The sequence below is a fragment of the Limosilactobacillus panis genome, from assembly GCF_019797825.1.
GTDB classification, from domain to species: domain Bacteria; phylum Bacillota; class Bacilli; order Lactobacillales; family Lactobacillaceae; genus Limosilactobacillus; species Limosilactobacillus panis_A.
Genome location: NZ_CP081855.1, coordinates 821,256 through 845,673, shown reverse-complemented (window position 1 = coordinate 845,673; position 24,418 = coordinate 821,256). Strand labels below are relative to the sequence as shown.

The window sequence follows — 24,418 nt, the reverse complement described above, 5'->3', positions numbered from 1 at the left end:
TCCGTGATTTTAATCAAATAGGTTATCAAACATACCCTTTAGCCGGTTACCAAACGTATGCTTAGTCTTTTTTGGCGTTGACCGTTTTTCTTGCCGCAAATGGTTAGCTTCGCGTACTGGCTGAGCCTGCTTGTTTGACCACTGGTGAACCATTTGGCGCCCACCACTGGTTGACTGCTCGTCTTCCTGTGGGCTTTCTATTATATCAGGTTGCTGGATTGTCTGCTTGATAAGTTTATCAACATCCGACAGCTGGTTTTCGTACATCGCCAGTGCCAACCCGGCAGCATAGCCGGGGTGACGAATTCCCATCTGCTCGGGTGCATAAATCTTGATGCGACCCGCAAAGTATTGCTGGGCCAACTCCTTTATGCCGGGCATTGCTGCACCGCCACCAATAATCGTGACGCCACCTGGCAGTTCTGGAGCATGAATGCTTTGGAGACGCTGGTGAATTCGTTCGAAGATTTGCCTCATCCGGGCCTCGATTACTTCGGCCAGATATTCTTCAGTAAACTGAACGGGTTCATTCTTGCCGACAACATTAACATTGATCTCTGCCTCTTCGTCAGCAAGTGTGTGGTCAGCATAACCATGGTTAAGTTTTAACTGTTCGGCATTCTTTAATGAAGTATTTAGAACCGTTGAAATATCCTTAGTAACGTACTGACCACCTTCCAGATCAACGAATGTATACTTCAACTGGTGATCATGAATGATACTGGTAGTTGTTTGACCACCACCAAGATCAATCACAACCGTGCCAAAGTCCTGCTCACCGTCATTAAGAAGGTTGAAGTCCGTTGCAATTGGTTCAATCACAAAGTCTTTAATTTCATAACCAGCTCTTTGAACCGCCTTTTTGGTGTTATGAATAATGGTTTTAGGACCGGTGTAAAGTGTTGCTTTCATTTCCAAGCGGACACTAACCATTCCTCGTGGATCCTTAATCCCGCCGAAGCCATCAACAGAAAACTCAGTAGGAATCAAATCTAAAACTGTCCGCTCTGGTGGAATATTTTGCGTTAAGGTTTCTCTGGCAACATCATTGACATCACTGTTCACAATCTCACGTGACTGTCCTTGTGATCCAATGGTAATCATTCCATGAACCTTCTGCATTTGTAAGTAGTTGGCTGGGAGACCAACAATAAGTTTTTTGATACTAAGATTGGATTTTTCCTCTGCTTTAGCAACCGCTTGTGAGATAGCGTGGGCGGTCTTATTGATATCAACGATTACGCCATGGTTAAGTCCGGTGGAAGGAGCAATTCCCACCCCGACAACTTTTAATTGCCCTTTAACACTCTCGCATACTAATGCCTTAATCGAGGTGGTTCCAATATCCAATCCAACAAATACTTCTGAATTATCCATCTGAACGGCACCTTCCTAAAACTATTAAATATACTCATTAAAAATTTTGTATTTTAAATTATACCTAAATAAGATTTTACCACATCTTATTCACTTCAAAAATGTTTTCCCCAATCTTTTCTAAAATCATTTGTCATGGGACCCGTAGCTATACGAATAAGCACCCACTTGAAGGTCAATGATCCCAGGATCTTTCATTGTCGCCGCAATTCCAGGGTAATAGGCCAATTTCTTACCGACCGTCTTATAGTCTGCATATACGGTATTGCCATCCCGCATGTAAATAACTAACCGCCGTGGCGATACCTTATTAGGGCGATACGCGATTGCTGAAATACCATTCCGAATCACCGGTTTGACTTTACCTATCTGCACCGCGGTCTTCCTTAACGCTGTACGATCCTTATAAAAGCCCTGGTACGTGATCTTACTCTTATCGCTCTTCGCCGCTTGCAGCTGTCCATTTGCCAAGACGTCATAATCGCGCTGCTTGATCTCAACTATCCCGACAACCGGATTTTCCTGAACGGTAATCTTAACCGCTTGCGGTCCGGTGACACGCACCCGAATGCTTTTAACCTGGGGGTTCTTATTGTGTGCACTTTGACTAAGGGCATTCCGGTTGGCGTAGACCCCCCAAATGTAACGTCCCGGGTGAATCTGCGTTGCTTCTTCAATTTGACGGATGCCTAATTCACTATTACCCGTCACTTGGACCTGTTTTATCTTGCTCAACGGTGAAAGAACGTAAAGGGCGAGCAGGAGGACCCCACCAAACAAGCAAGCTAGCTTGGCAACTCGTTCACCATTCGTGAAGTAACGATACCACTTAATTTTATGAACTTTATGGCCAATTTTTTTGCCACCCTTATGGGGATGGTCAGCTTGGGCACGACGTTCTTCAATGGCCGTTAAACGCTGTGCATATTGTTGGTGCTCTGGGATAAAATGGGATTTATCCAAGCTAACCTCCTCCTTACTATTTTTGGTGGTCATTGATTGCCTTATGCAGGACCTTAATTAAGTGGTCAGCAGCATCTGGCTTCCCTAGTTTCCGCGAAGCTGCTGCCATCTCGTTACGCAAGTCAGCATTCTCCATGATTTTATCCGCCTGAACCATCAAAGAGCGGGCATCAAGGTTATCTTCCGTAATCATTACGGCAGCGTTTTTACGGACCAGAGCCTGGGCATTTTTAACCTGGTGGTTAGCCGTAACATAGGGGCTCGGGATTAAAATCGTTGGAACGCCAAGGGCAGTAACTTCTGCAATTGTTGTTGCCCCTGCCCGTGATACCAGTGCCGCCACCTTTGGCATTTTTGCCGGCATATCCTTAATGTAAGGAACAACCTTCACGTTATCCGCAATCTGAACGTCTTTAAGCAGTTCCTTTACCTGGTCATAGCGCTTTTGACCGGTGGCAAAAATGACCTGGTATTCCCGCTCATTAAACTGCGGAATGGCGTCAACCACTGTCTTATTAATTTTCGGTGCTCCCTGGCTCCCCCCGAAGATCATCAGGGTCGGAACATCGTCTTTAAGGCCGTAACTCGTCCAGGAAAACTGGCTATCCGTTTGCGAAACCACTTGTTGGGCCCGGGGATTACCAACCATTGTTACCTTTCCTTTAGGAAACTGGCTTCGTGCCGCCGCAAAGGCGATCGCAATCTCGTCAACATAACGACTCAAAAACTTATTAGTGACTCCGACAACACTGTTTTGCTCGTGAATAACCGTCGGGATATGGTGCTTGGCTGCCGCGTATAAAACGGCTCCGCTAACGTAACCACCGGTTCCCAAAACAACGTCGGGTTTAAAATCCCTGATGATCGATTTAGCATGGTGAACCGACTTCAAGAAGAGGTAGATGGTCTTAAAGTTTTCCAAGGAGAGCGACCGCTTAAAGCCCTGCATCTTCATCGTTTCCAGCTTAATTCCCGCATCTGGAACAATCTTATTTTCTAAGCCACGGGTCGTTCCCACGTACAGAACCTCGGTTCCCGGTTCAACCTGTTTAAGACGCTCAATTAATGCAAGGGCCGGATAAATGTGACCACCTGTTCCGCCTCCAGAAACTAGTAAACGCATCAGTTATTCTCCTTTCGTCCTGTCAACTTTTCAACCGCCTCAATGAAGCGGTCCCCCCGCACTTCAAAGCTCGGGAACTGATCCCAGCTGGCGTTGGCCGGTGAAAGAAGGATCACATCCCCCGGTTCACTAACCTTCCAGGCTGCGGGCACCGCCGTAATGGCATTCTCACTTTCCAGGATTGTTGGGATGCCAGCTTGTTCAGCCGCGTCCTTCATCTTATCCTTACACTGTCCAAATACGATAATTGCTTTAACGTGTTTCTTAAAGTAAGGTACAAGCCGTTCAAAAGTATACCCCCGGTCTAAACCACCAGCTAACAGGATTACCGGCTGCTCAAAGCCCTGCAAGGCAACCTCGGTGGCCTCAATATCGGTGGATTTTGAATCGTTATAGAAGCGCCGTCCCTTGTAATCAAGCACGTACTGAAGACGGTGACGGACCCCACTGAAGGTTGTTAGAACACTGACAATGTCCTCGTTGGAAACCCCGCTTAACTTGGCAGCCGCAATCGCTGCCAGCGCGTTTTCAACGTTTTGCGGGCCAATCAGGCGGATATCCTTTGCTGCCATGATTCGTTCACCCCGCCAGTAAATATCACCATTTTCTTCGTACGAACCCTTATGACTCTTGTCTTGCCGTGAGAATGGGACAATGGTGGCCTGGCTACGGCGGGCAATTTCTTGCCACTCGTCACGGTCCCAGTTCATGATCAAGAAGTCGTCCTTGGTCTGGTTCCGGGTAATATTTAATTTAGCATTAATGTAGTTCTCACGGGTCTTATGATAGTCCAGGTGATTAGAAAAAATATTAGTAATAATCGCGATATGGGGATGGATTGTCGGCGTCCCCAACAGTTGGAAACTAGAGAGTTCCGTGACCAAGGTATCGTCAGGCCCTAATTCTTCGGCCACCTTACTGAAGGAAACCCCGATATTTCCGGCATATTTCACCTTATGGGTGGAACTTTTGGCCAGCATCAGTTGTGTTAAGGTCGTCGTTGTCGTCTTACCATTACTTCCAGTGACACTCACCAGATGTCCGTCAAAGATTTCCCAGCCTAACTCGGCTTCAGTGATGATTGGCGTTTTTTTCTCAACGAACTTAGCAACCAGGGGATTATCATATGGAATCCCCGGGTTCTTAACCACCAGGTCAAAGTCCTGATTAGCTAAAGACAGGGGGTTACTCCCGGTGATAACGGTAATACCGTCCGCTTTCAAGTCAGTAACCACTTGCGGATCCTGTGGTGTCTTCATGTCATTTGCCGTTACCTGAGCACCGAGCTTAACAAGTAAGTGGGCGGCGTTTAATCCACTAATTCCAAAGCCAATTACGAGGACCATTTTCCCTTGATAATCTTTAATCTCTTTCATCGTAACTCATTCTCCCGTTTTAAGTTTAACCAACTAATAAAATCGTGCTGACAGCAATAACTGCCCCAATTAACCCAACAATCCAAAAGACAATATCAATTTTCCATTCACTCCACCCACACATTTCAAAGTGGTGGTGGATTGGACTCATCTTGAAGATCCGCTTACCGGTTAACTTAAAGGAAGCTACCTGGAGGATCACACTTGCCGTCTCACAAACATAAACAATTCCGATGACCAGCAGGGACCATTCGTGGTGAAGAAGTAAAGAAACAGCTGCCAAAGAAGCACCAATCGCTAATGACCCCATATCACCCATGAAAATCTTAGCCGGCTTGTGGTTATAAGGGAAGAAGCCTAGCAAAGTCCCAATCATGGCCAGACAGAAAAGGGCAATTTCCGGATAGCCCGGTTGGTTCAAGTTAACCAGGGCAATTACCAGGTAAGCCAAGAAAGAAATGATTGACAGACCACTAACCAAGCCATCCAAACCATCGGTCAGGTTAACGGCATTAGAGAAGCCGACAATCCAGAAGATAATGAAAAGGCCATACAGCCATCCGTACTGATCAGTTCCAAACCCCATCTGAAAGCCTTCGTGCTGATAGATCACAGTAAAGACCATTGCCGCAATCACCTGACACAGAGCCTTTTGCCATGCTTTAAAACCTTCGTTTTGGTGGTGGAAAATCTTAATACTATCGTCCCACATTCCAATTAAACCGTAGACAACAAGAATTAATAGGAGGGCCCAGAGGGTATTGTCAACCAACCCCTGCCAAACGGCCACCCAGAGAATCGTAATCACTGCCGAAATGATAAAGAGGAGCCCTCCCATTGTTGGAGTTCCTGCTTTCTTGGCGTGCCAAGTTGGACCCTCTTTTCTAATCTGTTGGCCTTCCTTCTTGGACCGAAAATATCGAATTAACGACGGCATTAGTAGAAAAGTAATTAAAAACGCACTGATGAGCGTTAAAACACCACTTAATAGATTCATATTGTCCTCCTATTACTGCTTATTTTGGTACTCAACGGTAAGGGTTTGATGATCGCTAACCTTACTGTTGGCTTTGATGCTTTGCTTACTTACGTAGCCACTTCCGTGCTCAACCAGCTTAACATTTAATTCTTTGGCCAGTTGCTGAACATCGGCCGCACTCCAACCACTTATATCAGGCATTTGGTACTTACCACCCGTGTTAAGGATCACGCGTTGATTCTTGAGTACCTGTTTACCTGGCACTATGGACTGGTGGTGAACCTTCTTGCCATTGCCAATCACTACCGGCTGAACATGAAGCTTATTCAAGCGGTCGGATGCCGCATCGGGCGCTTGACCAACCACGTTGATCATCTTAATAACACTGGAACTAGCCTCCTTATCTTCGAGCAAGCTCTTTATTACCGGTTTAAAGATCGATGCCATCTGCTTTGTTGCCGGCTGGCTCAGGTTCTTTGGTTGCCGTAATGTGATGTATATGACGTAACGTGGATGTTTTGCAGGCGCCATCCCCGCAAAGGAGTAAAGATAATTGGTATCCCCATTGCTGTACCCGTTGGCTCCCCCAATTTGGGCGGTCCCGGTCTTACCAGCAATCCGGTGGCCCTTTAACTGGAAGTCATGTCCCAATCCTTTCTGGTCATAGACGACACCTTCCATGTAACCACGAACCTGTTTAGCCGTTGACGCCTTAATGGGGTGGCCAACAACCTGGGGCTTGACACTCTTAACGACCTTACCATCAGCATTAACAATCTTCTTGACAATGTATGGCCGCATCATCTTACCATTATTGCTGACCGCACTAAACGCTTGTAACATTTGCATCTGGTTAACCGTAATCCCCTGACCAAAGGCGGTGTTTGCCTGTTCAAGAATCCCTTTGAACTGAGTAAAGCCAGAAACCTCATTCCCCATTCCCAACACGTTGACCTGCTTAAGAAGGCCAAAGCGTCGGATATACTTCATCCATGTCTTCGCTCCCATGTTTTGTTCAATGTGAGCAAAGCCAACATTGCTGGACATATCAAAGGCATCCTTAAAGGAAATCATCCCCCATCCACTAGAGGACCAATCAACAATTTTTCCACCGCCCATGGCCCAGGTTCCGGAGTTAAAGGTGGCATTCGGATCAAAGTGCCCTGAGTCGATTGCTGCACTTAAGGCTAGAATCTTCATTGTTGATCCTGGTTCATAGGCATCCTGAACGAACATATTTCGCCATACCGGGTTCTTCGAGCGGAGGGTTGGCCGCTGGGTTGCGGCAACAATTCTCCCCGTCCTAGCATCCATCACAATCGCGGTGACGGCGTTCGGGTTAGCAGTCTTATATACATTGTTGACCTTACTCTCTAGCAGGTGCTGGGCCTGAGCGTCAATGGTAGTATAAATATCTTTACCATTAACAGCTTGCCGGGTAACTCCCTTCGAGTTAGCCAGCCGGTAACCGTAAACATCCCGCTTATCTTGACGCATCCCGTTTTTTCCAGTCAGTTCCTTGTTGAAATAACCCTCGAGACCTAACTGACCAGAAAGGGTCGTCTGCCCGGTCTGACTATTGACCTTGGGGCCTGCCATTCCAATAATTTGGGAGGCAAATTCGCCTTCTGGATATTGGCGAGCAGGAGTCGCGACAAAGTTAATTCCCGGCAAGTGTTCTTGCTTAATTTTTTCCATTGTCGCCACTGATAAATTATTACCGGCCGAGCCAAACTCAACTTGGTAGGGCTGATTTTTGGCATCCAGATGTTCCTCAATTTGCTTGGAAGTCAGGTTTAAGTACTTGGCTAACACCCTGGCAGTTTTGGCCTTATTCGTAACATAGAGCGGCTTTCCCTTTGAGGACCGTTGGTTATGGTCCAGAACCGCATAGATTGTGTATTTGCTTGTATCCGTTGCAATAGCAGTCCCCTTGCTATCGTAAATATTTCCCCGCTTAGCCTGGATCACTTGCCGCTGAGTGTAGATCTGCTCTGCTTGTGATTTAAGGTTAACGTGCTGGACATCTTTATTAATCGCAATGTAAGCAAAACGAACGAAAAATAAGGAAAATAATCCAATCGTGATTAGGAAAAGCCATTTCCCAAAGTTCCCCTGATTGCTATTATTTTTCTTATTCCTCGTTCGCTGTGGCTCTTTATTCATTATTTATTAATGTTCCTTACGTTTGAATTTTTATCAGATAAACCGTACTTGTGAGCGGCCCGCTTCAGGCTGGACTGACTAGTTAAAGCAGCAATTTCTTGACGGTCACTCGAATTACTGTTCTTTACTCGCGAAATACGGGCCTGCAGATCCTGCAAGTTGTGCTGACGATTATTAATAGAAATTTTAGTTGAAAGTAAGGTAATTATTAACAGCAGGCTAATGGCACCACCCACAACCATCAGGGCCCGTTCTAACCGGTTCCACCTTTTCGGTTGCTGCCGTAAGACCGGTATCTGCCTAACCTGCTTACCCTGTTGACTTTCGTATTTACGTGCTGCATTCGAAACCATTGTATCCACTGTCCTTAATCTTTAATTTTTTTAATAATGCGCAACTTGGCACTGTGTGCCCGATGATTCTTAGCTAACTCCTGCACACTAGGTAGAATTGGCTTCTTATTAACTAGTTTAAATTTCGGCGTCATCCCGGCCGGAATAACCGGTAGGCCTTGCGGAAGATTGGCAGCTAAAGACGACTTCTCGCGAAACATTGTCTTTACCAACCGGTCCTCAAGTGACTGGAAGGTGATTACGCTAATCCGGCCCCCGACATTCAAAATATCAAAGGCTTGTTCAAGTGACTCCTCCAGTGCACCGAGTTCATCGTTAACCGCGATCCGAATTGCCTGAAAGCTTTTCTTCGCTGGATGCCCACCGTGGCGCCGCGCCGCCGCTGGAATTCCCTCTTTAATGACGTCAACCAGCTCAAAGGTCGTCCGAATCGGTTGATGACTGCGTCGCTGTTCAATTTTACGAGCAATCTGCTTGGCAAAGCGCTCTTCACCATACCGGTAAAGAATGCGCACCAGCTTTTCATATGGCCAGTCATTCACCACTTCCATTGCCGATAGCTCCTGATCCTGGTTCATTCGCATATCCAGGGGGGCATCCAGCTTATAACTAAAGCCCCGCTGGGCATCATCAAACTGGGGTGAAGATACCCCCAGATCATACAGGACCCCATCAACTTTAGTGACCCCCTGTTTAGCCATCGCCCTCTTGAGGTGGCGGAAATTATCCTCGACTAGGGTTAGTTTTCCCGCGTTAATCTGGTCAGCAAGTGCTGTCTTGTTATAGTCAATGGCGGTTCTATCCTGGTCAAACGAAAAAAGGTGGCCAGAATTAAGTTGTTTTAAGATTGCGCTGGTATGACCGCCCCCACCGAGGGTCGCATCAACATACTTTCCGGCTGGGTTAATATTTAATCCAGCAACGGCTTCTTTTCGTAGAACCGTTATATGTTTGAACTCGGCCATTTAATCCACCTCATCTTAAAAATCAATCTCTAAGTCCTCAGCAATTTCATCAAAGTTTTCGGCCGTATCACCAGAGTAACTTTGCCAACGAGTCGCACTCCAAATTTCAAAGCGGTTTGATACCCCAATAATCACGCAATCCTTCGTCAGATCAGCATGCTTACGTAATACTGGTGGGATATTCACCCGCCCCTGCTTATCAAGAACACATTCTGTAGCCGCTGAATAAAGGAAACGCACAAATGCCCGCGCATCCCGCTTCGTTAGTGGTAACATCTTTAACTTGGCCTCTAAATTCTGCCATTCGGTTTGGGGGTAACCAAAAAGACAACCGTCTAATCCCCTTGTGATGACAAACGGTGTCCCTAATTGATCACGAAATTTAGCAGGAATAATCAAGCGCCCTTTTGAGTCAATAACATGCTCGTATTCACCCATTAGCACGGTAATCCCTCCTAAAACCACTTTATAGGAACAGTCTACCACATTCCCCCACTTCTCACCATGGTATTTTCACAAATAAAAAAAGCAACTAGCAGATTTTACCAGTTGCTAAAATAAAAATTTAATTATCAAACTAATGGTAGTGCACCGGCAAACAACGATAAGGCAAACGTAACCACCGCGATTACCATTGATGAATACCAGAACGGCGGCCAGAAACGACGGTACAAGAATTCATGGTTATGAACGACCTGAAGGATAATCAAAATCAGCGACCACAGCATCCAAACGGCAATGGGAAAAGCAATCCAGTAGTATCCCAGGTTCCAACACGCCAAGGCCCAAAAGAGAATTACCGTACAGATTCGCCATTCTTGACGGTGACGCTGGGCATGAAAGATCCGCCGTGCTAAATATCTTACACCCACATAAATTAAGATTATAAGAACTTGTAAGAATACCTTACGATAATTAATAAACAACCCTACTTGATCCTTTCCAGCGATGAGATAATTCAAGTTTACCATAAAAGGACCGTCTAGAGTTTGAAATCTATCTTCAACTTGCGTTAAACTACATACAGTCAACAAAGCTGAAAGGCAGGAATATATATGCAACGGAAAAAGAAAAGGCGCTTCCAAAAAATTACCATGGTTGCAATCTGGTTAATGCTCATTGCTATGCTGGGCTCGCTTATCTTCGGCGCCATTGCTTCACTGAACCTGATTTAAATCATTAGAAATGATTAAAGAAACAGAGGCTGGGAATTAACTATTAATTCTTGGTTCTCTAACAGTAAAATCCGGACTATAATTTTTGATCGATTCAAAAATCATAGTCCGGATTTTAAATTATTTATAAAATTAGTCGCCAATCGACTAATTGATTGACCAAATTTCGTTAGATTTAATGCCATCAAGGCTAGCCCAATGTCATTTTCCACAGCCCGTTGTCCGCGTAGATGAGTTCGGCGTATGCCAAAATCCCTCTTCATGTGACCAAAGACTGGCTCAACGTCGAACTTTCGTCGACGATAAATTGCCTTGCCTTCGTCACTTGAGAGGGTTGCTTTTACTTTAGCCTTGTAATAATTCCACGTTGGGTTAACCTGCATATAGCGTTGCCGACCACTTGGTGTTTTTGCCAACTCATCCAATTGTTCTGACAGTTGGTGCTTATCCGCTCGGTAGAGTTTGAAATCACGTTCGAAACCATATTTATCGGTTCGCCTACTATACCGATAAAAGCTAAAGCGAACTCCTAAATGATCGATGTAGTAATCATCTTCGGCATTATACTGCCAATTTTGTGATTTAGTTGGATCGTTTTTAAATTTATGTTTCTGTTCCTTTTGATAAGTTGTGTATGGAATAACAGGCTGCTTTTCAAACTGATCAAGAATCATTGTGTAATTGTACTCACTACCATAACCGGCATCGGCAACGATATGCTTAAAGAAATCTAAAGCATGAAACTGGGGAAGGAATGGCACTAAGGTCCTGGTGTCAGTTGGATTTGAAAAGAGCCCGTAATCAAGGACAAATTGCTTATGTGTAGCGATTTGCAGGTTATAGCCGGGCTTTAACTCCCGATTCATCATCGGATCTTCCTTCATACACATAAAAGTCGCATCATGATCAGTCTTGGAATAGCTATTACGACCTTGGAAGATATCTTCGGCACGTTCATACTTTTTGGCACGCGGAATTAGGTCGTTGCTTAATTGATGGCGAAGTTTTTTTAGAAAACGACGGCGCCGTTTTCTAACTGAACCACCTTTGATGATTTTTGGTTCTTGCTTAATCTCTTCATCTAACTTAGTGATTTTCTCCGCAAGTTCTTGTTCCATTACTTCCATGCCTTCGGCAGAAGTAACCAGCTCGGGTGCCATTTCTTGCACCACTTGTTTTTCTACTAGTTCCTCATAAAGCTTACTCGTCTTTTCTCTTAACTTAGCGTGATACTTTTCAACTGCCCGTCGCCAAGTAAATGAATATTTATTGGCATCGGCTTCTACCTTGGTCCCATCGATAAAAACTGCATCATTTTGAATTAGTCCGTGATCTTTCAAAGCCATGGTAAAGTAAACAAAGGCATGTTTAATTAGCTTACTAGCGTGCTGACTGCGTCGAAAGTTATTAATGGTATGGTAGCTATAAGCATAATCATGAGCTAACCAACGCATTGGCAGGTTCTCATCCAACATCATTTCAATCTTTCTTCCAGAATAAGTTTGACGTGCGTAGGCAAACAAGAGAATCTTAAGCATAATTGCTGGATGCGATGAAGGGCGGCCGGTAGCCGCTCCTGAATCTTCTAATAGCACATTTTGTGGAATCGAGTCGACAAAATCACTAATTAGCCGCGCAATATGATTTTGTGGTAAATCATAGTTATAGCTTAGTACGAATTCGGTTTGTCCTATGGTATAATTTTGATACATGAAAATCGCTCCTTTGGGTTGTTTTGTGGTAATTACATCATATCAGGAACGATTTCCTGTGTAATCGAGTAGGAGGTAATTGATTAGTTCAATTACCGACCTCTCACACCACCGTACGTACGGTTCCGTATACGGCGGTTCGACAATTTAATCACTTTTGAATTAACTGGAGCGTCTTGGACATATTTATTAGTCCAAGGTGCTCCAGTTTTCTATTTGTTAGAGAATAATTTAGTGTCTTACTGTGTGCAGTTCGCCAGTAACCCTTTCGGGTACTAGCGAAGACGAACGCATCATGATAAGACAAACCTAACTTCTGTAGGTGTACAACTTTAGTTTTGAATTTCTTCCATTGCTTCCAGATATATTGTCTTATTCGTGCTCTTAACCATTGATCAAGGCGGTGAATAAAATTGGCTAACTTCCCAATTGAGTAATACTGAAGCCAGCCACGCATCTTTTGGTGGATTTCTTCAAACATCTTGGTAAGAGAAACACCCCGATTACGCTTAGTTAGAAGCCTCAATGCTTGTTTTACTCGTTGTTGTGATTGTTTGGCTGGTCGGGCATAGGCACCATTACGGTCTACACCGAGTGAGAAGCCAAGAAACTTCAACCTCAAGGGACTACCAATTTTGGTTTTATCTGGATTAACTTTAACTTTCAATCGCTTTTCAAGAAACTGAGTAATACTACGCATTACTCGTTCTCCGGCCCGCTGACTTTTAACATAGATGTTACAATCGTCCGCGTAGCGCACAAAGTGGTGACCACGTCTGGTCAGCTCTTTATCCAACTCATTTAAATAGATATTCGCTAGCAGTGGCGATAGTGGTCCTCCTTGCGGAGTTCCTTTGTCGCTCCTAACGAACAGCCCGTGGTCCAAGATTCCGCTAGTCAAAAACTTACGGATAAGTCTTAGTGTCCATGGGTCATCAATATATTGTTGGAGGTATTTAATCATCAAATCATGGTTGACATTATCAAAATAGGCCTTAAGGTCTAAATCAACTACCCGTCGATAACCTTGATTATATAGCTTAACTACCTTTGCGATTGCGTCTTGGGCTCCACGATGAGGGCGGAAACCAAAACTATTGTCAGAGAAAACTCGCTCAAAGATGGGCGTGAGTACCTGGGCAACTGCTTGTTGGACCAGGCGGTCCACTACCGTTGGTATCCCTAGTTTTCTCACTCCACCGTTGGGCTTGGGAATTTCCACTCGTTTAACCGGTGCTGGCTTATAATTGCCCTCACGTAGGTTGGTGATTAATTCCGTTTTATTTTCCCTGAGGTAGGGCAGAAGGTCATTGACAGTCATATCGTCAATACCCGCCGCTCCTTTATTTCTCTTAACTCGCAAATAAGCCTGATTAAGGTTATTGCGATCCAAGACTAAGTCTTGGATAGTGACACTCATACCTTTACCTTCACCATAATCGGTACTACGCGCCCTTGTGTACTTTCGGTTTTCCAAACCTATCCTCGACAAGCGGTCAGCTTGTGTTTCTGTTTTCTGCGATTGTCGCACCTGATTACACCTCCGATATAATTTATGAGTTATTGTCGTTCAGTCCTTCGTCTGACTAATCAGACTACTATGACCTCGGCTGACTTCTGACTTACTCAACACCACATCACTGTCGTGCTTGTTTCTGTGGAATTTCATTTATTCCTCTTGTCGGAAACGTGTAAGCCAGACCTCCCCGGGTAAGAATATTAACTTTCGTACCATGTCACCGTTAGCTTTACTGAAAGCAACTTCGAGTAGTATTGGACTTTAGTTTGTATGGCAACCTTATCCAGTTACTCTCAGCCTTATAGCTACTTCTTGTTCATCGGTGCAGTACTTTGCCTTAGACTTCCTTCAGATTCCACCTCACAGTGGACACCCTTGTCGTCAGCTCATGGTTCCGACTACTACGGCCCATAGTGGACTTTCACCGCCTAGTTAATACCCATGCCGGGCGCACCATAAAAACCGGATGATGAATTGTTCAAAAAATTCATCATCCGGTTTTTGCTTTGGACTAGGAGTTTTTTCCCAGCCTCTGTTTCTTTTCATTATTGCTTATCCGTATTCTCACTGTCGTCTTGCTTAAACACTTCACGCGGCTTAGACCCGTTGGCCGGGCCAATATAGCCCCGCTGTTCCATATCATCAATTATCCGCGCAGCACGGTTGTAACCAATCCGGAAGCGCCGCTGAATTAAGGAGGTCGAGGCCTTCTGTTCCTGAACCACAAACTTAAGGGCATCAGGGAAGAGGTCGTCTTCTTCCTCGTGTTCCTCCTCGTTTTCAATTTCCTGATCCGTAACCACCATATTCTCGTCGTACTCAGCCGGCTGTTCCTTTTTAATAAAGTCCACAACCGCTTCGACGTCCTGATCAGAAATGAAGGCCCCCTGAACCCTCGTCGGCTTATTCTGATCTATCGGCTCAAACAGCATGTCCCCGCGGCCAAGTAGCTTTTCCGCACCGTTCGTGTCAATGATCGTTCGCGAATCAATTCCACTAGAGACCGCAAAGGCAATCCGGGACGGCACGTTGGCCTTAATCAGCCCCGTGATAACGTCTACCGATGGCCGCTGCGTGGCAAGAATCATGTGAATACCGGCAGCCCGTCCCATTTGGGCAATCCGGACAATGGAATCTTCAACATCATTTGACACGGTCATCATCAGGTCCGCTAGTTCGTCGACAACAACCAGCACTAGCGGGAGGGTTGGCTGTTCGTCGTTTTCCTCTTGGGCATTATTATTTCGAACAAGCTTATTGTACCCTTTAAGGTTGCGGACACCAAACTTAGCGAATAGTTCATACCGCCGTTCCATTTCTGCGACAACCTTAGCAAGGGCCCGGGCCGCTTTTTTCGGTTCAGAAACGACAGGGCTCAACAGGTGAGGAATACCATTATAGACACTCAGTTCAACTTTTTTGGGGTCAATCAATAATAGTTTAACCTGGTGGGGCTTAGCCTTGAGCAAAATACTGGTCAAAATAACGTTGATTGCTACTGACTTACCGGACCCGGTAGCACCGGCGATCAAAAGGTGGGGCATCTTTGTAAGGTCCGCCATCTCAACATCCCCCGTAACGGTTCGGCCAAGGGGAACATTTAATGGACGGTCGTCACTAGGAGCCGCCTCAAACATATCACGGAAGCCAACCGTTGCCACCTGCTTGTTGGGGACTTCAATTCCGATTAACGACTTGCCCGGAATGGGAGCCTCAATCCGGATGTCCTTTGCAGCGAGGGCGAGGGCCAAGTCATCTGCCAAGTGGGTGATTCGACTTACTTTCACCCCAACCGCCGGCCGCAGCTCATACTTCGTTACCGAAGGGCCCAGGTTGACGTTTTCAACTGTTGCATCCACCCCAAACGACTGCAGTGTTGTTTGCAAGGTATGGGTATTCTTCTTGATGTTTTTGAGGTCGGCCTGTTGGTCAGCAGCCTTCACCTTGGTTAGCAAGTCAAGGGGCGGTAGCTGGTAATCCTTATCTTCCTGGGCGACAACCCCGGTAAGGGGCATTGGTTCGTCCTCCTTTTCCGTGACTGGTTGGCTGTCTGCTGCCGTCTGCTTACTGCTAGCAACAGTAATTGTGGGATCTGGTTGGGCAGCAACACTTTTTGCCGCTGTCTTCTCTTTTGCCGTGGTTGGTGGCACTGCTGATTTCATCAGTGCTGGATCTTTTTCTGGCTCCTGACTACTCAAGTGGGGGCTAACAGCCGGTTGGTCAACGTATTTGTGAAGACGCTGACCCGCGCCTCTTACCCGGTTTTCCGCCTTCTTCAAGCCAATCCCAACGGCCGCCAAGAATTTCCGCCATGGTAAGGCAAAAAAAATAACGATCCCGAGAATCATCAGTACCCAGGAGAGGATTGCAGTCCCAATGTGGGCAATTAGGAGGTTACTAGCGTTGTATAGGTAGGCACCCATCATTCCCCCACCAATAGGAACTGTTGTATCCCCATTAAAGATGACCTTACCAAGGTTACTCCAAGTTACCTGAATAAACTTAGCGTGAACTCCTTGCTGGTTGACCATTAGGACATGCAGCCACACCAGCAGGCCCAGGTAAAAGACTATAAAGCCGGTTATCCACCGGCCCTTCAGACGTGGCCAGTGGGCAAAGAAGGTAAAGGACAAGGAAAAAATCATCACCACGATGATTGCAACCTGATAACTTGTTCCACAGAGAATTCGAAAACCATTCGCGATGACCGTCCCCAAAACGCCTAAGTTTGTTAACCCCAGAAGCATCAAAAGCGTCACAATTAGGCCCAGGAGGTTATTGATAAGCTGGTCATCCTTCTTACTACTTCCCCGCTTCTTTGCTTTACGTGTTGCCGGGCGCCTTTTTCTTGCCATCCTTAATCCTCCTTGTTACTTTAATTTATCAAAGTGGTAGGTATGAACCCGGGCAAGATTCGGAAAGCTTTGCTGCCGCAGGGCTTCATAAATCACAATTGCCGCACTATTGGACAGGTTTAGTGCCCGAATATTATCATCATTTTGGGGAATTCTGATTGCGTTATCAGGATACTTACGCATGAACTGTCCCGGTAACCCCGTCGTTTCCTTACCGAAGAGGAAGTAGTGGTCCCCTTCCCCAGTATAATCGACGTCCGTATAGTCATGGTTGGCGAACTTGGAAACGATGTAAAGTTTACTCATATCTGGAATTGTGGCAACGAATGACGGCAGATCATCATGGTAGGTAATTTTTACCTTATTCCAGTAATCCAGTCCGGCCCGCTTCATGTGTTTATCATCAGTTGAAAAGCCCAGGGGCTTAATCAGGTGCAACTCGGTATTGGTCCCCGCACAGGTCCGGGCAATATTCCCGGTATTGGCAGGAAAGAGCGGTTCAAAAAGTGCAATGTGGTTTGTCATCTTACTATATCTCCTAAGATAAATAAAAAAGCAGGGTCTCGGTGTGGGCACGGCGAAACGCTGCTTTAGTGAAGTACTCCTTAGCAATTACTAACGACACTGTTCGATATCAATTGCTAAACGATTTCTGCAATATAATTTAGCACGATTTTTTAAAAAGTGCAAACATTATTCTGATTTTTTGGCAATTAATAAACTGACGTCAACCGTCACTTGGCCTAACTTTGCATAGTCAGCGGCGGTTAACTGGCGTACCCCCCGTCCCCAGTGTAAAGGCGTCATTTCCACCAGGGCCTGTTTCATATCCTGGGGAACAGTGAATTGGTAGTGAATCGTTTGCTGCTGGCAGTCAGGATAGTGCTGCTTAAAAAGGTCAAGGACCCGGTGATTGTCGTAGCTCGACTTTTGCTGGTGGTCCCCATACAAAAGCTGCCGCACTTCTTTAAGGTAACCAGCGTCAGGAACAACTTTTATCAGGTAACCGCCCGGTGCCAAAACCCGGTTAAACTCAGCGTAATCAGACGGTGAGAATAGCTCTATCAGGGTATCAAATGATTCCCCGTTAAACGGCAACTGTCTTAAGTCAGCAACGCAGAAAAACGCTGTTATCGGTAGTTGGGTTGCCAAGGTAACGCCTGCTTTAGCGATGTCAAAGCCCACTAATGTATCGGCAGGTGATTGCCGAATCTTGGCCAACTGCGCTAAAGGGGTTCCCTCTCCGGTACCAACGTCCAAAATCCGTAACGGTTGCTCCGGTAGGTTTTGGCTCACCGCTTCAATGATTGGCTTAAAGAGCCCAGCAGATAATAACCGCCGTCTGGCAACAAACATTTCCCGCCCGTACTCGGTATCCGCAGCTCCATTTAAGAAATGAAGGTAGCCGTGGCGGTTAAAGTCAATCCGGTGCCCCCGCCAGCAAATAATACTATTCTGCGCGACCTTTTCCATTGGTGCTTTACACACCGGGCAACGAAACAGGCCAATGTGTTCTTGAACAAATTGACGCTGACGTTCACTTTTCTTCATTTTTGATCTTCCCCTCGCATTTCTGATAATAGTTTAACATACGCTAGAATTAATCATGGTGAATTGTTATATTAATAGGGTAAGCATTTTCAGAAGGAGGAAAATGATTAACCATGACTGAACAATTTTTAATTGGTACATATACATTGAAAGATAGCAAGGGAATCTACAAGGTAACCCTTGATACTGATGAAGGAAAGCTAACCGATGTTAGTCTCGCTGTCCCTTCTCAAAAGCCAGCTTACCTACAGGTTGGTAGCGACAAACGCATTTATGCGGTTAAGCAAGATGGCGATTCTGCCGGCGTTGCTGACTACTCCCTTGCAGACGGCACTGCCAAAACCCTGAGTACCGTTCTCGCCACTGGTCCCGCACCAGCATATGTTGGCTTGGACGAAAAGCGACACCTCCTGTACAGTGCCAACTACCACACTGCCAATGTGGAAGTATTTAAGATTAAAGATGACGGCCAGCTGGTCGAAACCGATAAAGTTACTCATCAGGGTGAAACCGGTCCTGAACCAGAGCAAGAAGCACCGCACGTTCACTATGCCGACCTGACACCCGACCAACGGTTGATCGTTTGTGACCTGGGGATGGACCTAATCGTGGTTTACAACGTTAGCGATGACGGAAAGCTGACGGCCGTTTCCCGTTACCAGTTCGAACCGGGCTTTGGGACCCGTCACCTAATCTTCCACCCGAACGGCAAATACGTCTACGTTTTAGGGGAATTGTCCAGTAAGCTGGCTGTCCTCAAGTACAACGCTAATGATACCAGCTTCACTCACTTGCAGACACTGAAGACCATTCCGGCCGATTGGACCGCCCACAACGGTGCTGCCGCCATCCGGATGTCTAAGGACGGTAAGTACATCTACACCTCCAACCGTGGTGAAAACACTATTGCAGTCTTCGCCGTCCAACCTGACTTCACCGTCAAGCACATTCAGTCGATTTCAACTGAGGGCGACTTCCCCCGTGACTTCAACCTCAGTGCGGACGAGTCGTACCTGCTTGCTTCAAACCAAAATACCGATAACCTCACCCTCTACAAGCGCGACTCAGCGACTGGTAAGCTGACCCTGCTACAAAAGAATGTAACCTGCCCCGAACCGGTCTGCGTAATGCGGTTCTAGGTTCTGGACAACAGTAAAAAAACAAGCGCCACCACTTGAATTCAGCCAAGTGGTGACGCTTATTTTTGTTGTTTATTTAATATGCAAAACCTGGCGAAAGTCAGCAGGTAACGGCGCTTCAACAGTGATTAATTTCTCCTTAAAAGGACTGTAAAATTGGATCCAGTAACAATGTAAAGCCTGACGACCAATCAAATCAGTTGACCGACCATACATTGCATCCCCGATTAGTGGGTGGTGAAGGAATGTGAAGTGAACCCTAATCTGGTGCGTCCGTCCCGTGTGTAAACGGATCTTTACCAGCGACCAGTTCGGGCGTTGTTCTTTCAACCAGTATTCAGTCACTGACGCCTTCCCCCCTGGCGCTACCTCACGCTTAACAAATGATTCTGGATTCCGCCGAATGGGCGCATCAACGTAACCATGTGCTGTTCGCAATTGACCGCTGACCAGGGCCAGGTAATTTTTCTTAACCTCATGGCGTTTTAACTGCCGGTCCAAGACGGCGTGGGCAAAGCGGTGCTTAGGAAAGATTACTAAGCCGCTGGTGTCCTTGTCTAGGCGGGTAGCAACGTGGGTCACCTGGTTTTCGTAACCTTGGTGGTGGTAATAGTATTTAACACGGTTGACCAGGCTATCTGCCATGGTAACGTTATGGGCGGGAACCGTGGCAACACCCGCCGGCTTATTCAGGACAAGGAAATCCCGGTCCTCATATGCGATGTTGATTGGTGCCGTGCTTTCGTCAACCTGGTCATTCGCCATTTCCGGTGGGAGAACCAGCGAATAGGAATCACCGTTATGGACCATGTCAACTGCCCACTTTTCCTGACCATTGATGAGCATCTTGCCACCATGATAAATAGCCACCTTCATAAGGGTCGAAGTAACCCCACTCATTTTAAGGGCCGAACGTAATTTGCGTGGTGTCTGATGATTGTACTGCCAGGTAAACTGCATTATTTTGCGCCACCAATGAACGAGTCCTTGACCCGGTTCCAGAAGTTGCTGTGCCGGTACCGTGCAAAGTAGATTTTCTTTTGGGAAACTTGGAACGACAGCTCCATTAGGTACCGGCTCCCCTTTTTAACCTTCAGGCGGAGTTTTTCACGGTCACAGGTCATTACGTGATCATTAACATCCCTTAAGCGCAGCATCAATTTGGTCTGGGCGCCGAAGATAATTGGTGAACCCAGTGTCCGAAAAACCCGGTTATTTAGTGAAGCCATCTCTGCTAACTGGAAGCCAATACTATTCGGGTCCATAATTGCCCCACCAACGGACTTGTTATAGGCCGTCGATCCAGTAGGAGTCGAGATACAGAGTCCATCTCCCCGGAAGTTTTCGAACAGTTGGTTGTTGATGTACACATCACACACCATTGTCCTGATAATATTACGAATTGTGGCTTCGTTAAGGGCAATGTACTTGTCAACCGTTCCATCCGAATAGATTGCCGCCATATCGAGCAACGGGTAGGAGACGGATTGCCCACTATCTTGAACGAGGCTATCGACAAGGTCATCAATTTCGAAGTTGCGCCAGTCAGTGTAAAATCCGAGGTGACCAGTGTGAATCCCCACAAAGCGAATCTGGTCAAGCTTATCGACGTAGTGATGGAAAGCAGAAAGGAGGGTCCCATCACCGCCGATGGTAATTACCACTTCCGGATGGGCAGCATCGTATTCCAGCCCCACTCGGTCAATTTCTGCCCGGAGAAGCTTAGTAACCCGCTGGGACTCATTAGTTTCATTATTAAATATTGCGACTTTCACTTTCTTCCTCCTCTGGTCGGCGGCCTTCAGCACTGGTCGTACCTTGTTCAGCATTCTTCTTATACGAAAAGAGGGTCTGGGCCTCCTTGATTTCTTCACGAATCTCCGACATTTCATTATCAAGTTTGAAGGCTGCCTCCGCCGCACGCTGCAGACGGGCTGATAGCTCTTCGGGGAAAGCACCCTTGTACTTGTAGTTCAGCGAGTGTTCAATCGTTGCCCAGAAGTTCATCGCCAGCGTTCGAATCTGAATCTCAGCGAGTATCTTCTTTTCACCAGTCACTAACTGAACCGGGTACTCAATCACGATATGGTAAGACCGGTACCCACTCGGCTTAACGTTTGAAATGTAATCCCGTTCTTCGAGGATTGTCATATCACTCCGCTGGCGCAGCAGGTCAACAACCTTATAGATATCCTCAACGAATTGGCACATGATTCGCAATCCAGCAATGTCTTGCATGTCCTGTTCGAGACGGTCCTCCTGAACGTGACGACGAACCATCTTCTCCTTAATACTCTCGACCGGTTTTACCCGACCCGTGACAAATTCAATCGGTGAATGCTGTTTTTGGTCTTGATATTGTTTGCGCATCCCCCGTAATTTAACTTTCAGTTCATTTACGGCTTGTTGATATGGCAATAAAAAGTGCTGCCAATTTTCAATCATAATCTAGCCTCCTGTTAAATCTCGCTCTTATTTTAGCATACTTTAAAACATTCTCGAATGCTTTTATCTCGGAAACAAATTACTTTACAAAGGCCGGGCAATTTGTCACAATAACAAATGTTAATGTTACTATTTCTTGATCGGAGGGGCAGTTAATGCTTGAGATTCATCTATTTGTCAATCCTTTGGGAATGCGTTGCTTTCGGTGTGAAAATGACGTCTTACGGGTTGATCATGATTTGAATACAAAGATTAGTTACCAATTTATTCCGCTCTTTAACATGCAGACGATTACGGATACAATTGATCTTTACCATCTCGATGCGTGCAGTCTTAAAGTTCGTCAGGAAGTCAGTACCACTCTCAGTCAGACAATTTTAGATTATAAAGCAGCACTTTTTCAGGGTGGCCGGCGTGGTCGCCAATACCTCTTGCGTTTGCAAGACGTAATGACCAAAAAAGGGTGGCATTATTCTGACCACCTTGCCAAAAGGGTGGCGGAAAAGAGCCAGCTAGATTTGGAAATGTTTATGGAGGACCGACATTCCGCAATCGCCAAGCAGGCCTTCAAAAAAGACCAGGCAATTGCCAACTCGTTAGGCATTACAACCACGGCCACTGCCGTTATTTATGATTCAACAGAACCGGACTACGGTTATTTGATTCCCCAGTTTGATTACGAGACCCTGATTGAGTCATATCGTAACCATACCTTAAACCCTGAGCAGTCTGTCCAGGATTTTGCTGTCCAGTACCATTCCTGCCCACTCAGGATTATTAAAAGTAATTGATGAATAAGGAGTTTCATTATTCGTGTGTTGAATAGTGAAACTCCTTTTATTTTAAAAAGTATTTGCCGTCAGTTTAACTAGTACCTCGTTGCTAATGAGGAATGTTATTACAAGCGACTATTAACTAACTAAAATCTTATCGCTGACCCGTTCAAACCATTGGGGATGCTTGATTAATACATACTGGTGATCGACCGGGACGATAATCCTCCACTGGCAAAGTTCCCGCGTAAAGGCAGTAATCACCTGCTGACGAATTAAACCGTCATTCACTAAACACGGGAAACTTAACCATTCCCCCCGACCAATCTTTGCCAAACAAGCACCCCAATCATTATACGACCAGGCTGTAAAGAGCGGTTGGCAATCGAGCCAATCAACAACCTTAATTCGCCAATAAATAATCGGCTGTCTCGTAACGGGCCAAGTGGGATTAACATCGTGGCAAACCAGTGGGCAACAATTCAGTGGAACCTGGTGACGCTGCCAGACTCGTGCGGCCAGCTGGCTAGCCGGTGACCGCTGGCTAGTAATGAACATGAGCTTTTGCACCTGGTCATTTATTATTGCCCTTGTCCCCCTAATGCGGCGTGTCAATGAGCAATGATAGTGATTAAAGTCAGCCTTTAGTCGACCCTGTTTGGTATCCCAGTACCAGATTCCGGGCTGTCCATTAATTAACTGCGTGAACTGTGCTACCTTCTCGTTGCCTAAACGGCGTTGATAAGGACTGCCAAGGTACCAGTAAGGATGGATTCCCAAAGAATGATACCCCTGATTACGTTCGCTTATTCGCTGAATACTTAACGGACTGCACTGAAATTCTATTACGACTGGTTGTCGTCGCCACTGGAACATGATGTCTGGACGTTGGGCAATTTTAGGTAAGTAGTACTCCACCTGGACTTGAATTCCCCGCTGGGCCAGCCATTGATAAATTTGCACTTTTCCTAGCAGGTGTTCTTCGGTCTCCCCTTCGCCGTAGGAACACCCTGCACCCCGACAGTGGGCAAAGTGAGCAACCTTGATTTGTCCCCGGCGAAGGCGAACCTCTTGATCACAAATTGGACAAGAGTACTTCAGGCCGGGGTCCGCTATATTGGCCATCACTAACTGACCATTATGTTTTGCAACCAACAAAAAAAATCCCCCACTTTTTAAAAACGGGAGATCTCTGAAAATTAATTAAAATAGTGATGAATAGTATCCAAAGCTGAACCCGACATAATCTTTTTCGCGTGTTCGCTAAGGAAGTCAATTGTCGTAGCTGTCGGATTACCGTACTCGTAAGCCACCGCCAAATTATCCTTAACCACATTATCGTTTGCCAAATCTTGGTTATAGCGCAGAGCAAGGTAATAATGGTAGTTGTACTTATAAAGCTCACTAGCAACGTCAGAATCCTCGGGAATGCGGGCAAAATCAACTAAGTCTTCAAATGAAGGGAAATCAATAATCTGCCAGCGAACAGTTGGCGAGGCTGGTACCGCTTCGGATTTCCCCTGGACATTAGTACGCGGCCGTCCGGAACTTTCACCTTGCTTGCGGTGCGCTTCCATCACACGCTTTTGAATATATTTGGCAACCTGTTGACTATCGCCTACGTTTTCTTTACCATCCGAATTATTTTTGCTGATAAAGAGTTCTAAACCATTTCCCGTCGGCATCACCTGAAAAGTTACGGAGTCATTGTCAGCAAATTGGTGGTCAGTGTCTACTTCTCTCAAGATGCTGTAAAAGAAATCTTCAATCTGCTGGTGGTCACCAAGCAAGTCGAGAATTGTTATTCCCCGGGCATCTAGATCTTCATTACTGATTAACACCCGGATGGTATTCTCATTGATTCTTTCCATTTCCATTCTGCAGCACCTCCTTAATTACAAATACTTACTATTATTCTAAATGTTTTCAACTAAATGTAAAGCCGGG

General features: G+C 45.9%; 23 protein-coding genes. 3 read left to right on the top strand and 20 right to left on the bottom strand.

The window, feature by feature from the left end:
* Positions 1–9: 9 nt before the first annotated feature.
* From ftsA to KZE55_RS03995, 10 genes are all read right to left on the bottom strand, one after another.
* Positions 10–1,377, bottom strand: a complete 1,368-nt coding sequence (ftsA, locus tag KZE55_RS04040) for a cell division protein FtsA (RefSeq protein ID WP_222259459.1) — start codon at positions 1,375–1,377, stop codon at positions 10–12.
* 126 nt (positions 1,378–1,503) lie between these two features.
* Positions 1,504–2,340, bottom strand: a complete 837-nt coding sequence (locus KZE55_RS04035) for a cell division protein FtsQ/DivIB (RefSeq protein ID WP_261313303.1) — start codon at positions 2,338–2,340, stop codon at positions 1,504–1,506.
* A gap of 16 nt (positions 2,341–2,356) precedes the next feature.
* Positions 2,357–3,463: an undecaprenyldiphospho-muramoylpentapeptide beta-N-acetylglucosaminyltransferase gene (gene murG, locus KZE55_RS04030; RefSeq protein ID WP_222259455.1), complete on the bottom strand. Its 1,107-nt coding sequence runs from the start codon at positions 3,461–3,463 to the stop codon at positions 2,357–2,359.
* Positions 3,463–4,839 (bottom strand): UDP-N-acetylmuramoyl-L-alanine--D-glutamate ligase, encoded by a 1,377-nt coding sequence (gene murD, locus KZE55_RS04025; protein WP_222259454.1) that lies wholly within the window; start codon positions 4,837–4,839, stop codon positions 3,463–3,465. Before murD ends, murG begins: the two co-directional genes overlap by 1 nt.
* A gap of 25 nt (positions 4,840–4,864) precedes the next feature.
* On the bottom strand, positions 4,865–5,836 hold the full coding sequence (gene mraY / locus KZE55_RS04020) for a phospho-N-acetylmuramoyl-pentapeptide-transferase (protein ID WP_222259452.1): 972 nt from the start codon (positions 5,834–5,836) through the stop codon (positions 4,865–4,867).
* Positions 5,837–5,848: 12 nt separating this feature from the next.
* Positions 5,849–7,984: a penicillin-binding transpeptidase domain-containing protein gene (locus KZE55_RS04015; protein ID WP_222259450.1), complete on the bottom strand. Its 2,136-nt coding sequence runs from the start codon at positions 7,982–7,984 to the stop codon at positions 5,849–5,851.
* Positions 7,984–8,337 (bottom strand): cell division protein FtsL, encoded by a 354-nt coding sequence (locus tag KZE55_RS04010; protein WP_222259448.1) that lies wholly within the window; start codon positions 8,335–8,337, stop codon positions 7,984–7,986. The genes KZE55_RS04015 and KZE55_RS04010 overlap by 1 nt, the downstream gene beginning before the upstream one ends.
* 14 nt (positions 8,338–8,351) lie before the next feature.
* Positions 8,352–9,302 carry a 16S rRNA (cytosine(1402)-N(4))-methyltransferase RsmH gene (gene rsmH, locus KZE55_RS04005; RefSeq protein ID WP_222259446.1) on the bottom strand — a complete coding sequence of 317 codons (951 nt, stop codon included), beginning with the start codon at positions 9,300–9,302 and terminating at the stop codon, positions 8,352–8,354.
* A 15-nt stretch (positions 9,303–9,317) separates the two neighbouring features.
* A complete protein-coding gene (mraZ, locus tag KZE55_RS04000) occupies positions 9,318–9,746 on the bottom strand; it encodes a division/cell wall cluster transcriptional repressor MraZ (protein ID WP_222259444.1) in 429 nt (142 codons plus the stop codon).
* 128 nt (positions 9,747–9,874) lie between these two features.
* Positions 9,875–10,174 (bottom strand): hypothetical protein, encoded by a 300-nt coding sequence (locus tag KZE55_RS03995; protein ID WP_261313302.1) that lies wholly within the window; start codon positions 10,172–10,174, stop codon positions 9,875–9,877.
* Positions 10,175–10,357: 183 nt separating this feature from the next.
* On the opposite strand from KZE55_RS03995, the gene KZE55_RS03990 reads away from it, so the two are divergent.
* Positions 10,358–10,477: a DUF4044 domain-containing protein gene (locus KZE55_RS03990; RefSeq protein WP_222259441.1), complete on the top strand. Its 120-nt coding sequence runs from the start codon at positions 10,358–10,360 to the stop codon at positions 10,475–10,477.
* A 101-nt stretch (positions 10,478–10,578) separates the two neighbouring features.
* On the opposite strand, the gene KZE55_RS03985 is transcribed toward KZE55_RS03990, so the two are convergent.
* The 5 genes from KZE55_RS03985 to KZE55_RS03965 all read right to left on the bottom strand — a co-directional run bounded on the left by KZE55_RS03985 (position 10,579) and on the right by KZE55_RS03965 (position 18,114).
* Complete coding sequence (locus tag KZE55_RS03985) at positions 10,579–12,189, bottom strand: IS1182 family transposase (RefSeq protein ID WP_222259439.1); 1,611 nt, start codon at positions 12,187–12,189, stop codon at positions 10,579–10,581.
* Between the two features lie 151 nt (positions 12,190–12,340).
* Complete coding sequence (gene ltrA, locus KZE55_RS03980) at positions 12,341–13,720, bottom strand: group II intron reverse transcriptase/maturase (protein WP_181578162.1); 1,380 nt, start codon at positions 13,718–13,720, stop codon at positions 12,341–12,343.
* 533 nt (positions 13,721–14,253) lie between these two features.
* Positions 14,254–16,563, bottom strand: a complete 2,310-nt coding sequence (locus tag KZE55_RS03975; RefSeq protein WP_222259437.1) for an FtsK/SpoIIIE family DNA translocase — start codon at positions 16,561–16,563, stop codon at positions 14,254–14,256.
* Positions 16,564–16,578: 15 nt separating this feature from the next.
* Positions 16,579–17,088, bottom strand: coding sequence for a tRNA (cytidine(34)-2'-O)-methyltransferase (locus KZE55_RS03970; RefSeq protein WP_222259436.1), 510 nt, complete (start codon positions 17,086–17,088; stop codon positions 16,579–16,581).
* A gap of 168 nt (positions 17,089–17,256) precedes the next feature.
* Positions 17,257–18,114, bottom strand: a complete 858-nt coding sequence (locus tag KZE55_RS03965) for a methyltransferase domain-containing protein (protein ID WP_222259434.1) — start codon at positions 18,112–18,114, stop codon at positions 17,257–17,259.
* A gap of 113 nt (positions 18,115–18,227) precedes the next feature.
* Between KZE55_RS03965 and KZE55_RS03960 the strand changes: the two genes are divergently transcribed.
* On the top strand, positions 18,228–19,253 hold the full coding sequence (locus KZE55_RS03960; RefSeq protein ID WP_222259432.1) for a lactonase family protein: 1,026 nt from the start codon (positions 18,228–18,230) through the stop codon (positions 19,251–19,253).
* A gap of 72 nt (positions 19,254–19,325) precedes the next feature.
* On the opposite strand, the gene KZE55_RS03955 is transcribed toward KZE55_RS03960, so the two are convergent.
* From KZE55_RS03955 to yjbM, 3 genes are read right to left on the bottom strand one after another with little or no spacing between them, the layout of a single operon-like run.
* Positions 19,326–20,213 (bottom strand): RluA family pseudouridine synthase, encoded by an 888-nt coding sequence (locus tag KZE55_RS03955; RefSeq protein WP_222259429.1) that lies wholly within the window; start codon positions 20,211–20,213, stop codon positions 19,326–19,328.
* A complete protein-coding gene (locus KZE55_RS03950) occupies positions 20,213–21,028 on the bottom strand; it encodes an NAD kinase (protein ID WP_222259427.1) in 816 nt (271 codons plus the stop codon). The genes KZE55_RS03955 and KZE55_RS03950 overlap by 1 nt, the downstream gene beginning before the upstream one ends.
* Positions 21,009–21,698, bottom strand: a complete 690-nt coding sequence (gene yjbM, locus KZE55_RS03945; RefSeq protein WP_222259425.1) for a GTP diphosphokinase — start codon at positions 21,696–21,698, stop codon at positions 21,009–21,011. Before yjbM ends, KZE55_RS03950 begins: the two co-directional genes overlap by 20 nt.
* Before the next feature lie 155 nt (positions 21,699–21,853).
* On the opposite strand from yjbM, the gene KZE55_RS03940 reads away from it, so the two are divergent.
* On the top strand, positions 21,854–22,489 hold the full coding sequence (locus tag KZE55_RS03940; protein WP_222259423.1) for a DsbA family protein: 636 nt from the start codon (positions 21,854–21,856) through the stop codon (positions 22,487–22,489).
* 120 nt (positions 22,490–22,609) lie between these two features.
* Here KZE55_RS03940 and KZE55_RS03935 read toward each other — a convergent pair whose 3' ends face one another.
* Both KZE55_RS03935 and KZE55_RS03930 read right to left on the bottom strand, forming a co-directional pair.
* Positions 22,610–23,629, bottom strand: a complete 1,020-nt coding sequence (locus KZE55_RS03935; RefSeq protein ID WP_222259421.1) for a competence protein CoiA — start codon at positions 23,627–23,629, stop codon at positions 22,610–22,612.
* Positions 23,630–23,670: 41 nt separating this feature from the next.
* Positions 23,671–24,348, bottom strand: a complete 678-nt coding sequence (locus KZE55_RS03930; protein WP_222259419.1) for an adaptor protein MecA — start codon at positions 24,346–24,348, stop codon at positions 23,671–23,673.
* Positions 24,349–24,418: the final 70 nt, after the last annotated feature.